Consider the following 12,691-nt stretch of genomic DNA (forward strand, 5'->3'; position numbering starts at 1 on the left):
TCACTACCGCTGAAGAGCGCAGAACGGCGCACTACCGGGCGCCGGTCTGGGAGGCCCATTCGTGAACGACGATCGCAACCGCTCCTGGCCCGGCCAGGAGCCAGATGCACCTCGCCGTGCCCAGTCAGGCCCGTGGCCGGGGGAAGACCCCGCACCGGCCTGGCCCGGCGAAGAAGCCCCCCGGCGACCCCAGCGCGGCACGCCGCCGCGCGGTGTCCCCAGTGGCCGTGGCGCCGCGCCCGAGTGGCCGGCCGGCGACGAAGGCGGTCCCCAGTGGCCCGCCGACGAACCCGCGCGCCGTCCGCAGCGACCCCGGCAGCAGGGCATGCCCGCGCGCCGGCCGGTCCCGCCGCCGCCCGGCCAGCGGCCGCAGCAGGGTCCGCCCGGGTCGCCGCCGCAGGGCTTCCGCCAGCCACCGCCCGGCCGCCGCCCGGTGCCGCCGCCCGGGCGCGAGCCGGACCTGATCACCCACCACGCGCACAACGGCACCGACGACATCGGCCGCGACCCGTACGACGACGGCTACGAAGACGCCGCCTTCAACGAGTACGCGGACGACGTCGAGCCTCAGGAAGAGCTCGACGAAAAGGGCAAGAGGGTCCTGACGCCGGCGCAGAAGAAGAAGCGCCGCTGGAAGATCATCCGCCGGTGCGCGTACGTCTTCTTCGGGTTGTTCGTCGTGGTGCCCGCGATCGCGTTCGTCATCACCTACTTCCTGGTCGACGTGCCGACGCCGGAGAGCATCAAGGCGCTGCAGAGCCAGCCGATCACCTACTTCGACGCCAACGGCCAGCAGCTGGGCCGCGAGCTGCCCCCGGGCGGCGACCGCCAGCTGCTGAAGCCGGGCGAGGTGCCCGAGGTCGTCAAGCACGCCGTCTACTCGGCGGAGGACGCGACGTTCGAGACCAACTCGGGCTTCGACGTCACCGGCATCCTGCGCGCGGTCTTCAACCAGGTGACCGGCGGCCAGGGCGGTGGTTCGACGATCTCCCAGCAGTACATCAAGCAGGCGACGCAGAACGACCAGCAGACGCTGACCCGCAAGTGGACCGAGCTGGCGAAGTCGTTCAAGATGAACAACCAGCAGTCCAAGGAAGAGATCATCACTTCCTACCTGAACATCGTCTACTTCGGACGCGGGGCGAACGGTATCCAGGCGGCCGCCAAGGCCTACTTCAACAAGGACGCCAAGGACCTCAACGCCTCCGAAGCCTCCCTGCTGGCCGGCCTGATCCAGGGCCCCGGCCGCTCGGAGAACGAGGCGTACGCCCAGAAGCGCTGGGCGTACGTGATGGACCAGATGGTCGCCAACAAGTGGCTGCGCGCGGACGAGCGCGCCGGCTTCCAGTACCCGACCCCGATCGCGAAGAACTCCAACAAGGAGCAGGACTCGGGGAAGATGACCTACCAGCTCCAGCAGCGGATCAAGGACGAGCTGGCGGCCAAGGGCTACGACGAAAACAAGCTGTTCTCGACCGGCGCGAAGATCTACACCACGATCGACCCGGCGGCCCAGGCGGCCGCGGAGCAGGCGTCCCAGGAAGGCATGAAGGGCCAGACGGACGAGAACCTGCTGAACGCGCTGGTCGCGGTCAACCCGAAAACGGGCGGGGTGATCGCCTACTACGGCGGTCCGGAGCTGGTGAAGGACGCCAGCGGCAAGGACCAGATCGCCCAGGACCGCGCCAACCAGGCCCGCAACCCGGGTTCGTCGGTGAAGGCGTTCGACCTCACGGCGTTCCTGAAGATGGGCAAGGGCCTCGGCGAGACGTTCGACGGCTCCAACAACCGGTCGCTGGGCGGCCGTGTCGTCCGGAACGCGGGTGACAGCGCCAGCTGCGGCAAGGACTGCACCGTCGCGAAGGCGATGGAGATCTCGGCGAACACCGTGTTCTACGACATGGTCCTGAACGTGACGAAGCCGTCGCGGGTCGCGGAAGCGGCGAAGGAAGCCGGGGTCAAGGTCGCGCCGGACGGCAAGAGCGTCCTCTACACCGACGACAACAACATCTCGCTCGGTGGTGGTGGCACGGCCGTGACGCCGGAGGACATGGCGGCGGCGTACGCGTCGTTCGCCAGCGGCGGTGTCTACCACGAGCAGCACTTCGTCGGGAAGCTGACGAACGGGCAGGACGAGGTGGAGTTCGACGAGAACAACATCAAGACCAACCCGGCGTTCGCCGACGACGCGTCGAAGAGCCAGCAGATCGCGGGCAACGTCACCGAGGCGCTGCAGCCGGTCATCGCGCACTCGAACCTGAAGTGCCCGACCGGCCACGAGTGCGCCGGCAAGACCGGTACGCAGCAGTACACGGCGAAGGACAGCGACCCGGCCGCGTACAAGGACCGCAACGCGCAGACGTGGATGGTGGGCTACACGCCGTCCGTGTCGGCCGCGGTCTGGGTCGGCGGTGACGGCAACAAGCCGCTGCACGACCCGAAGAACAAGCCGATCTTCGGTGCCACCGTCGCCGGTCCGACGTGGGAAAACTTCATGAAGCTCTACCTCAAGGGCAAACCGGCGGAGAAGTTCGACAAGGTGCAGGCGATCGGCAAGGACGTCAACGACGTGACGACCACGCAGTCGAAGCCGCCGGACACGCCGACCACCACGACGCCGCCGCCGAGCACCCCGGAGACGACCACCAGCACCGAGCCGACGGACACCGACACGAACACGTCGACCACGAAGACGAGCCGGACGCGACCCGGCCCGCCGGGAGGAACCCCCGATCCCGGGATCGGCAACACGTTCGGCAACGGAGGTGGTGGCGGGATCGCCGCCCCACCGGGCGCAGGCCCGGGATAGCCGACGTTCAGGGCCCTCCGCGATCGCGCGGAGGGCCCTGAACCGTTTCCGGGGTGATCATCCGGCAACCCACGGGGTTCACGCGCGTCCCTTCCAACACAGGGGTGGCGACCATTGCTGCCCATTGGCTGTTTTGCGGGGGTTCCGGGTGGCGGAGCCCCCGGCCGGGGCGAAGCCCCGGATGTCATCGACTGGAGGACTGCCCCGTGCCCGACGATCGATCCCGCTCCTGGCCCGGCCAGGGTCCTGATCCGCGCCGTCAGGGGCCGTCCGGACCACAGGGACCGCGCGGCCAGGGCCCGCGCCGCCCGCCGACGCCGCCCGGGGGCCGGCCGCAGCAGCAACCCCCGGCGCAGCCGCAACAGCCGTGGCAGCAGCCGCGTGGCTACCGGCCCGAGCCGCCGCCGATGAGCGGCGGGCCCGAGCTGATGACGCACCACGCGTACGAGGAGCAGGACGCCTACGACGACGTCGAGCCGGACGGCGACGGCAAGCCGGTCCTCACCCCGGAACAACGCAAGAAGCGGCGCTGGAAGATCATCCGGCGCGTCGGCTACGGCGTCGTCGGGGTGTTCGTCGTGCTCCCGGCGATCGCGTTCGTCATCACGTACTTCCTGGTCGACGTCCCGTCGCCGACGGAGGTCGCGCAGAACCAGAGCCAGGCGGTGTCGTACTTCTACGCCGACGGCTCACCGATGGGCAAGGACGTGCCGCGCGGCGGCAACCGCGTGCTGCTCAGCCCGGACCAGATCCCCGACATCATGAAGCACGCGGCGATCGCGACCGAGGACTCGTCGTTCGAGACGAACTCCGGCTTCGACGTCGGCGGCCTGCTGCGCGCGGTGTACAACCAGGCCACCGCCGGTACCGGTGGCGGTTCGACGATTTCCCAGCAGTACATCAAGAAGGCCACCGACAACGACGCCCCGACGTTGACGCGCAAGTGGACCGAGCTGGCCAAGTCCTTCAAGATGAACCAGACGTACGAGAAGAAGGACATCATCACCGCGTACCTGAACATCATCTACTTCGGGCGCGGGGCGTACGGGGTGGGCGCGGCGTCGCAGGCCTTCTTCCACAAGGACGCGAAGGACCTGACCTACTCGGAAGCGGCGCTGCTCGCCGGCCTGATCCAGCAGCCGGGCCGGTCGGAGAACGACAAGGTCGCGCACGACCGCTGGACCACCGCGCTCGACCGGATGCTGAAGAACAACTACATCAGCGCGGCCGAGCGCCAGTCGGCGCAGTTCCCGACGCCGATCCCGCTCGAGGACAGCAAGCAGCAGGCCGGCGCGCCGCCCGCGTTCGTCGTGCAGCAGGTGAAGGACGAGCTCGCCGCACACGACATCCCGGAGGACCGCTACTACTCCGGCGGCTTCCAGGTGCACACGACGATCGACCCGAAGGCACAGCAGGCCGCGGAACAGGCGGCCACCGAAGCGATGAAGGGCCAGGTCGACGACCAGCTGCTCAACGCGCTCGTCGCGGTCGACCCGAAGACCGGCGGTGTGCTCGCCTACTACGGCGGCAAGCCGATCATCCAGGTCAACGGGCAGGACCAGGCCGGACGCGACTGGGCGGACACCCCGCAGAACCCGGGTTCGTCGATGAAGGCGTTCGACCTCACGGCGTTCCTCAAGATGGGCAAGGGCCTCGACTCGACGTTCGACGGCTCCAACAACCGGACGTTCGACGGCCGCGTCGTGCGCAACGCCGGCCCGGGCAGCAGCTGCTCGACGCAGTGCACCGTCTCCGAGGCGATGATGCGTTCGGCGAACACGGTGTTCTACGACATGGTCCTCAACGACACGAAGCAGGGCCCGGTCAAGCAGGCCGCGCAGGAGGCCGGCGTCACGACCAAGGACGACGGCGGCCAGTCGATCATTTCGACCAAGGACAACAACATCTCGCTCGGCGGTGGCGAAACGCAGATCACGCCGGTCGACATGGCCTCGGCGTACGCGACCTTCGCGGCCAACGGCGAGCAGCGCGCGCGGCACTTCGTGACGAAGGTCGTCAACGGGCAGAACGAGGTCGCGTACGAAGCGCCGACCGACGCCAAGCCCGCGTTCGACAGCGACTCGGACAAGAGCCGCCAGATCGCCGGGAACGTCACCGAAGCGCTGAAGCCGGTCATCGACTTCTCGCACCTGAAGTGCCCGGCCGGCCACGAGTGCGCCGGCAAGACCGGGACGCAGCAGCACACGAAGACCGCGGGTGAGCCGTCATGGGCGGCGAACGCGAACTCGCAGACGTGGATGGTCGGTTACACGCCGTCCGTCTCGGTAGCGGCCTGGGTCGGCGGCGACGGCAACAAGCCGCTGCACGGCAAGAACAACTCGCCGATCTACGGCTCGACGATCGCCGGCCCGATGTGGCAGAAGTTCATGTCGCTCTACCTGGCGGGCAAGCCGGGCGAGAAGTTCGACAAGGTGGACCGCATCGGCGGCGAGGTCGCCCCGCCGCCGTCGTCGGACGTCGCGACGACGACCGACGCGACGCCCACGGGCGAGAACCCCGACCAGGGCGGCGACCAGGGCGACAACGGCGGGAACGACGGCGGCGACCACGGCCACGACGGCGACCAGTCGTCGTCGCAGGAGAGCACGCCGAAGCACACGAAGCCGACGTCGTCGAAGGAGACGCCGACCTCGGGGGACGATCCGGGCCACTGACGGCCTGAACCACGGTGGGCCGCGGTACGTGTGCCCTCCGAGAGGACTGCGTCCGCAGCCCACCGTGGAGGCCGGCCCGTGACCAACGACCGAACCCGCACTTCGCGCGGTCGCGCTCCCGATCCCCGCCGACGTCCCCGGCGGCCGGGCGCCCGGCCGCTGCCCCGCGCCGGGCTGCAGGGCAGCGAACCGGAGCTGATCACCCACCACGTCCACAACGGCACCGAGCCGGACGACCCGCCGACGGTGCCGATCCTGCTGCCCCGCCCCGGTCAGCCGCCGCGGCGGCCCCGGCCGAGCACCGAGCAGGACGTGCGGAAACGGCGCTGGCGGCGGATCCGGCGGATCGGATACGTGGCGGCGGGGCTGTTCGTCGTCGTACCCGGGATCGCGTTCGCGATCACCTACCTGGCCGTCGACGTCCCGTCACCGGAGACCGTCGCGCAGGCACAGGGCCAAGCCGTGACGTACCTCTACCGCGACGGCACCGAGATGGGCAAGGACGTGCCCACCGGCGGCAACCGGCAGATCCTGGCGGCGAACCAGATCCCGGACGTCGTCAAGAAAGCCGTGATCGCGACCGAGGACGCGTCGTTCGAGACGAACTCGGGCTTCGACGTCGGCGGCATCCTGCGGGCGGCGTACAACCAGGTCACCGGCGGGTCCGGCGGTGGTTCGACGATTTCCCAGCAGTACATCAAGAACGCGTCCGGCGACGACGATCCGACGCTCACGCGCAAGTGGACCGAGCTCGCGAAGTCGTTCAAGATGAACCAGACCTACGAGAAGGCGGACATCATCACCGCCTACCTCAACATCATCTACTTCGGCCGCGGCGCGTACGGCATCCAGGCCGCCGCGCAGGCCTACTTCGGCCAGGACGTCGGCCAGCTCGACTACTCGCAGGCCGCGTTGCTGGCCGGGCTGATCCAGCAGCCGGGCCGCTCGGAGAACACCGCCGTCGCCACGGCCCGCTGGACGACGGCGCTGGACCGGATGCTCAAGAACGGTTACCTGACACCGGCCCAGCGCGCCGCGGCGAAGTTCCCGGCCCCGATCCCGCTGGTGGAGAGCAAGCAGGCCGGCGCGCTGAACCCGTTCGTCAAGAAGCAGGTCAAGGCCGAGCTGGCGGCGCAGGGGATCAGCGAGCAGGAGTACTACCGCGGCGGCTTCCAGGTGTTCACCACGATCGACTCGCAGGCGCAGCAGTCGGCCGAGCAGGCCGTGACCGAGCAGATGGCCGAGCAGACCGACACCCAGATCCTCGACGCGCTGGTCGCCGTCGACCCGAAGACCGGCGGCGTGCTCGCCTACTACGGCGGCGATCCGGTGGTGAAGGGCCCGAACGGCGAAGACCAGGCCGGGCGCGACTGGGCCGACGAGGCGCACAACCCCGGGTCGTCGATGAAGCCGTTCGACCTGGCCGCGTTCCTCAAGCTCGGCCGCGGCCTCGACGCGCGGTTCGACGGCACCTCACCGCGGACGTTCCCCGGCGTCAACCTGCCGATCCGCAATGCGGGTGACAGCAGCAGCTGCTCCGACGAGTGCACGGTCGCGGAGGCGATGCAGCGGTCCACGAACACGGTGTTCTACGACATGGTGCTGAACGTGACGAAGCCGTCCGGGGTGGCGGAAGCCGCGCAGGAAGCGGGCATCCGCACGAAGGACAACGGCGGCCGCAGCGCGTTGTTCACCGGTGACAACAACATCTCGATCGGCGGCGGCGCGACGCAGGTGACGCCGGCGGACATGGCCTCGGGCTACGCGACGTTCGCGGCGGGCGGCGTCCAGCGTCAGCGGCACTTCGTGCAGAAGGTGACCAACGCGAACGGCGAAACGGCGTACGAGGCCCAGGACCGGTCCACGGACGCCTTCGCCGACAACGACGCGGCCAAGAGCGCGCAGATCGCGGGCAACGTGACGGCGGCGCTGGCGCCGGTCATCCAGTTCTCGCACCTGACCTGCCCGGCCGGCCACGAGTGCGCGGGCAAGACCGGCACCCAGCAGCACACCCCGCAGAACGACGAACCGGCGTCGGCCGCCAACGCGAACGCCCAGACGTGGATGGTCGGCTACACGCCGTCGGTCTCGGCGGCGGTCTGGGTGGGCAGCGACGGCGACAAGGCGCTGCACGGCCCGGGCGGCGCCCCGCTGTTCGGGTCGACGCTGGCGGGCCCGATCTGGGACCGCTTCATGCAGCTGTACCTGCAGGGCAAACCGGCCGAACGCTTCGACCGCGTCGCGGCGATCAGCTCGCCGGTGGACCAGCAGCAGGTGCAGGTCCAGCTACCCCCGCCGCCGCAACAACAACAACAGCAGCCGCGTGACCAGCGGAACCAGGCCCAGCCCGGCGACCGGCAGCAACAGCAGGACCAGCTCCGCCAGTTCCAGCAACGGCTTCAGGAGCTGCAGGACCGCCAGCGCAACCGCAACGGCGGCGGCAACAACGGGAACAACAACGGCGTCACCACCGGGACCACTACCACCAACAACAACGGCGGCAACGATTCCGGTCAGAGCGGGAACCCGAATCCGGGCGGCTGACCCCTGTAGCCGAAAAGAAGGCCGTGACCTCGGAGCTGGGGGACACCGAGGTCACGGCCGGTCTGGGGGTCAGAGCTCGACGACGATCCCTTCGACGCCGGAGCGGTGCGCCGCCTCGATCACGCGCAGGGCCGCGACCGACGACTCCGGGTCGACCGGGAACTCGCCTTCGCCGCGCAGGGCGTCGCGCACCTGGGCGTAGAACTGCTCGTAGCGACCGGTTTCGGTGGGCACGGTCTTGACGTCGTTGCCGACGCCGATCTTGCCCGCGTCCGCCGCCGGTTCCACGCCCCAGCCGTCGTCGCCGGGGCGCATGCCCGTCTTGATCTGGGGTTCCTGGACGTCGAGGCCGTACTTGGTGAACGTCGCCTGGTCGCCGAGCACGCGGAACCGCGGGTTCTGGGTGCCCGCGAGCGCCGACGCCCACAGCTGCGAGCGGACGCCGTTCGCGTGGTGCAGCGCGACGAAGACGTCGTCGTCGACCTGGACGCCCGCCCGGCGGCGGTCGACCTCCGCGTAGACCCGGGTGACCGGGCCGAACAGCTGCAGCGCCTGGTCGACGATGTGCGCGCCGAGGTCGTAGAGCAGCCCGCCGGCCTCGGCCGGGTCGCCGAACTCGCGCCAGTTGTCCTTCGGCTTGGGCACCCAGCGGTCGTAGCGGGACTCGAAGCGGAACACCTCGCCGAGGCGGCCCGAGTCGAGGACCTGCCGCACGGTGAGGAAGTCGGAGTCGAGGCGGCGGTTCTGGAAGACGGTGAGCCCGACGCCCGCCGCCTTCGCCGCGGCGACGACCTGCTCGGCCTCGGCCGCGGTCGGCGCGAACGGCTTGTCGACGACCACCGGCACGCCGGCCGCGATGGCCCGCAGCGCGAGCGGGACGTGCGTGCGGTTCGGCGTGCTGACCACGATCAGGTCGAGCTCGCCCGCGCGCTCGAACAACGCGTCGGCGTCCGGGACGATCTCCGCGCCGGGGTTGTCGGTGCGCGCCTGGACGGCGTTGCTCGACGTCGTGATCACCGCGGGGGTCAGCCCGGGCGTCGCCGCCACCAGCGGTGCGTGGAAGACGCGTCCCCCGATGCCGTAGCCGAGGATGCCCACCCGCAAGTCGTCAACCATGGCGCCCATTAAACAACAGTGTTGCGAAATTGACCAGGCGTGCGAAGATCTAGACCATGGCGGCCACCGGGCGGAACCTGCGCAACGTGCGCGAGCACAACCGCGCCCTCCTGCTCTCGCACATCCTGCGAGCCGGTGGCCTCAGCCGGGTCGAGCTCGCCGAACGCACCGGCCTCACCCAGCAGGCCGTGTCCAAGATCGTGCCCGAACTGCTCGACGCCGGCCTCCTGGACGAGGAGCGGCAGCCGTCCGCGGGTGTCGGCAAGCCCCGCACGCAGCTGACCGTCCGCTCCGGCGCCCGCCACGCGCTCGGCGCGCGCCTCGACCGCGACGAGTACCGCGTGCTGCGGACCAACCTCATCGGCGAGGTCGAGGAGACGGCGGGTGGCCCGCTCCCGGTCGGGTTCACCCCCGACCAGGCCGTCGAAGCCATCGGGACCACCGCGCTCGAACTGGCGGACGGCTTCGGAGTGCTCGGCCTCGGCCTGGGCGCGGTCGGCCCGCTGGACCACCTCGCCGGCCTGGTCCGCGACGCGACGAGCATGCCCGGCTGGCACGACGTCCCGCTGCGCGACCTGCTCGAGAAGCGCACCGGGCTGCCGGTGGTGCTGGACAAGGACACCAACGCCGCCGCGTTCGCCCAGCTGTGGCCGCACGGCGAGCCGACGGCGACGGCCGTCGTGCTGGTCGGTACCGGCATCGGCGTCGGCCTGCTGATCGACGGGCACCTCTACCGCGGCCCGCGGACCAACGCGGGTGAGTTCGGGCACACCACGATCGCCTACGACGGCCCCCGCTGCGCCTGCGGGCGGCGTGGCTGCGTCGAGATCATGGCCAAGCAGGCCCCCGACACGCGGACCGCCGCCGGCTTCCTCGGGATCGGCCTCGCCGACCTCGTCCAGGTGCTCGATCTGGAACGGATCGTGCTGGCCGGACGCGCGGTGCGGGACGAACCGGGCACTTACCGTGACGCCGTTTCGGAGCGGCTCGAGGAGCTGCTGCCGCTGCCGCACTGGCAGCGCATCGAGGTCGTCGAGGACTCCTTCGGCGAGGAGATCGTCACGCGTGGCGCGGCCGCCGAGGTCCTGGCCTCGTACTACGCGAATCCGGCATGATCGTCGCCTTCACTTCGCCGTCGGGCGATCACCGATAACATCCCGGTCGTGCCAGAGGAGACCACGCGCGAGCCGGACCCCGGCCCCGTGACGCTGAGCAGGGCGGATCGGGTCGTCCCGAGCTGGAACGACCCACTCGCGGCGGCGGTCACCAGACCCGTCGGCGGGCCGCTGGGCGAGCACGCCGCGGTCGGCAGGCACTGGTTCTGGTCCCCGCAGCGCGTCGGGCTGCTGCTGGCGACGCTGGCCCTGATGCTCTGCTGGTTCGGCAAGGGCTCCTGCATCCAGCAGTACCAGGACTCCAGCGGCGCCACCCAGCTCGACTGGCGCGCGGGCCGCCCGTTCGTCGCGATGTGTTACTCCGACATCGTGCCGCTCTACAGCTCCGAGCGGCTCGACCGGCCGAGCACCTTCCCGTACTACACGTCGTGGAAGGAGAGCTCGCAGACCGCGGAGAACGACACCCGGTACATGGAGTACCCGGTGTTCACCGGGCTCTTCCAGTGGGTGAACGCGAAGCTCGCGGCGGGCTGGCTCAACATCGCCGAGACCGGCTGGCTGCCCGGCGCGTTACCCGTGGCGATCTACTTCAACATCTCCGCGTTCTTCTTGTCGATGGCCTGGCTGATCACCGTGTGGGCCACCGGCCGGACGATGAAACGCCGGCCGTGGGACATGGTGCTCGTGGCGGCGTCACCGCTGGTCCTGGTGCACGCGTTCACCAACTTCGACGCCATCGCGACCGCGTTCACGGCCACCGGCCTGCTCGCCTGGTCCCGGAAACGGCCGTTGCTCGCCGGGCTCCTGCTCGGCCTGGGCGCGACGGCGAAGCTCTACCCGCTGCTGCTGCTCGGCGTGCTCTTCGTGCTCTGCCTGCGCGCGGGGAAGCTGACGCCGTTCTGGCGCACCGCCGCGGCCGCCGTCGTGACGTGGGTGGCGGTGAACGCGCCGTTCATCCTCACCGCGACCCGCGGCTGGTGGGAGTTCTTCCGGCTGAACACCCTGCGGCCGATGGACCCGGACTCGCTCTACAACGTCTTCTCGTACACGACCGGCTGGGCCGGGTTCGACGGCGTGCTGCAGAAGAACCAGCCGCCGACCTACCTCAACTGGACGATCGCCGTGCTGTTCCTGGCCTGCTGCGCGGGCATCGCGTACGTGGCGCTGGCGGCGCCACGACGGCCGCGGCTGGGGCAGCTGGCGTTCCTCGTCGTGGCCGCGTTCCTGCTGACCAACAAGGTGTGGAGCCCGCAGTACTCGCTGTGGCTGGTGCCGCTGGCCGTGCTGGCCATCCCGCGCTGGCGGCTGCTGCTCGGCTGGATGCTGATCGACGCGCTGGTGTGGGTGCCGCGGATGTTCTACTACCTCGGCGTCGACCACAAGGGCCTGCCCGAAGGCTTCTTCCTGGGCACGGTCGTGCTCCGCGACCTGGCCGTCGTCGGCCTGTGCGTGCTTGTGGTCCGCGAGATCTACCGCCCGGCGACCGACCTGGTCCGGATCGCCGGCGACGACGACCCGGCCGGCGGCTTCCTCGACGGCGCCCGGGACGTGATCATCCCGAACGCCACCCGGCGCCGCCGGCGGGCCGTGGCCGTTTAGGCGAGCTGTTCCTTCAGGTACGCGATGTCGGCGGCCTGACCGTCGGCCGGGGTTTCGACGATCACCGGGGCGCCGGCTTCGCGGGCGACCGCGACCAGGGCCTCGGGGTCGATCGTGCCCTCGCCCTCGACGACGTTCGCGTGCCGGTCCCGCGTCGAGCCGAACTCGTCGCGGGAGTTGTTGAGGTGCACCAGGTCGATCCGGCCGGTGATGGCCTTGACCTTCTCGACGGCGGTCGCGAGGTCCCAGCCGGCGGCGTAGGCGTGGCAGGTGTCCAGGCAGAACCCGGCGCCGAACTCGCCGACCTTGTCCCACAACCGGGCGATGACGTCGAGGTCACGGGTGATCGCGTTCTCGCCGCCGGCGGTGTTCTCGATCAGGATCGGGACCTTGAAGCCGCCCTTCTCCTGCTCGCGCTCGAAGAGCTTGCGCCAGTTGTCGAGCCCGGCCTCGACGTCGTCGTTGGCGCCGACGTGCCCGCCGTGCACGATCAGGCCCTTCGCGCCGACCGCGGCGGCCCCGTCCGCGTGCTGCGTGACGTTCTTGCGGGACGGGATCCGGATCTTGTTGTTCAGCGACGCCACGTTGATGAGGTAGGGCGAGTGGATGAACACCTCGACCGGGTCGGCCAGGATGGCCTCGCCGTGGGGGTGCGGCTTCGGGGCTTTCCAGCCCTGGGGGTCGGAGAGGAAGAACTGGACGACGTCGGCTTTGCGGTCGGCGACCGCGGTCAACGGGTCGTCGTCACGGACATGGGCGCCAATCAGCATGCCGAGCACGCTACTCCCGGATGAACTTCGGCCTGCGGACCCGGATGGTGACGCTCGTGGAGT

At 70.1% G+C, this 12,691-nt stretch carries 7 protein-coding genes; 5 read left to right on the forward strand and 2 right to left on the reverse strand.

The features are described from left to right. The first annotated feature begins 325 nt into the window (after positions 1–325). The 3 genes from OHS58_RS36785 (at position 326) to OHS58_RS36795 (ending at position 8,028) form a co-directional block, all read left to right on the forward strand. Complete coding sequence (locus OHS58_RS36785) at positions 326–2,809, forward strand: transglycosylase domain-containing protein (RefSeq protein WP_328645492.1); 2,484 nt, start codon at positions 326–328, stop codon at positions 2,807–2,809. Positions 2,810–3,216: 407 nt separating this feature from the next. After that, the gene (locus OHS58_RS36790) at positions 3,217–5,484 is read left to right on the forward strand and encodes a transglycosylase domain-containing protein (RefSeq protein WP_328649917.1); all 2,268 of its coding nucleotides are present in this window, start codon (positions 3,217–3,219) and stop codon (positions 5,482–5,484) included. Between the two features lie 78 nt (positions 5,485–5,562). Then, positions 5,563–8,028 (forward strand): transglycosylase domain-containing protein, encoded by a 2,466-nt coding sequence (locus OHS58_RS36795; RefSeq protein WP_328645493.1) that lies wholly within the window; start codon positions 5,563–5,565, stop codon positions 8,026–8,028. A gap of 69 nt (positions 8,029–8,097) precedes the next feature. Here the strand turns inward: OHS58_RS36795 and OHS58_RS36800 are convergent, their stop codons facing one another. Beyond that, on the reverse strand, positions 8,098–9,144 hold the full coding sequence (locus tag OHS58_RS36800) for a Gfo/Idh/MocA family oxidoreductase (protein WP_247059547.1): 1,047 nt from the start codon (positions 9,142–9,144) through the stop codon (positions 8,098–8,100). A 56-nt stretch (positions 9,145–9,200) separates the two neighbouring features. Between OHS58_RS36800 and OHS58_RS36805 the strand changes: the two genes are divergently transcribed. Next, a complete protein-coding gene (locus tag OHS58_RS36805; RefSeq protein ID WP_328645494.1) occupies positions 9,201–10,259 on the forward strand; it encodes an ROK family transcriptional regulator in 1,059 nt (352 codons plus the stop codon). 48 nt (positions 10,260–10,307) lie between these two features. Further along, positions 10,308–11,858 carry a glycosyltransferase family 87 protein gene (locus OHS58_RS36810; RefSeq protein WP_326945370.1) on the forward strand — a complete coding sequence of 517 codons (1,551 nt, stop codon included), beginning with the start codon at positions 10,308–10,310 and terminating at the stop codon, positions 11,856–11,858. Here OHS58_RS36810 and OHS58_RS36815 read toward each other — a convergent pair. Further along, positions 11,855–12,628: a deoxyribonuclease IV gene (locus OHS58_RS36815; RefSeq protein WP_326945371.1), complete on the reverse strand. Its 774-nt coding sequence runs from the start codon at positions 12,626–12,628 to the stop codon at positions 11,855–11,857. The genes OHS58_RS36810 and OHS58_RS36815 overlap by 4 nt on opposite strands. Between the last annotated feature and the right edge of the window lie 63 nt (positions 12,629–12,691).

It is taken from the genome of Amycolatopsis sp. NBC_00348 (assembly GCF_036114655.1).
GTDB lineage: Bacteria > Actinomycetota > Actinomycetes > Mycobacteriales > Pseudonocardiaceae > Amycolatopsis.

What these genes read in the sequence shown, in the direction of transcription:
- OHS58_RS36805 (WP_328645494.1), top strand. Translation starts at nt 9,201, where the DNA reads ATGGCGGCCACCGGGCGGAACCTGCGCAACGTGCGCGAGCACAACCGC.
- OHS58_RS36800 (WP_247059547.1), bottom strand. Translation starts at nt 9,144, where the DNA reads ATGGTTGACGACTTGCGGGTGGGCATCCTCGGCTACGGCATCGGGGGA.
- OHS58_RS36815 (WP_326945371.1), bottom strand. Translation starts at nt 12,628, where the DNA reads ATGCTGATTGGCGCCCATGTCCGTGACGACGACCCGTTGACCGCGGTC.
- OHS58_RS36790 (WP_328649917.1), top strand. Translation starts at nt 3,217, where the DNA reads ATGAGCGGCGGGCCCGAGCTGATGACGCACCACGCGTACGAGGAGCAG.
- OHS58_RS36785 (WP_328645492.1), top strand. Translation starts at nt 326, where the DNA reads ATGCCCGCGCGCCGGCCGGTCCCGCCGCCGCCCGGCCAGCGGCCGCAG.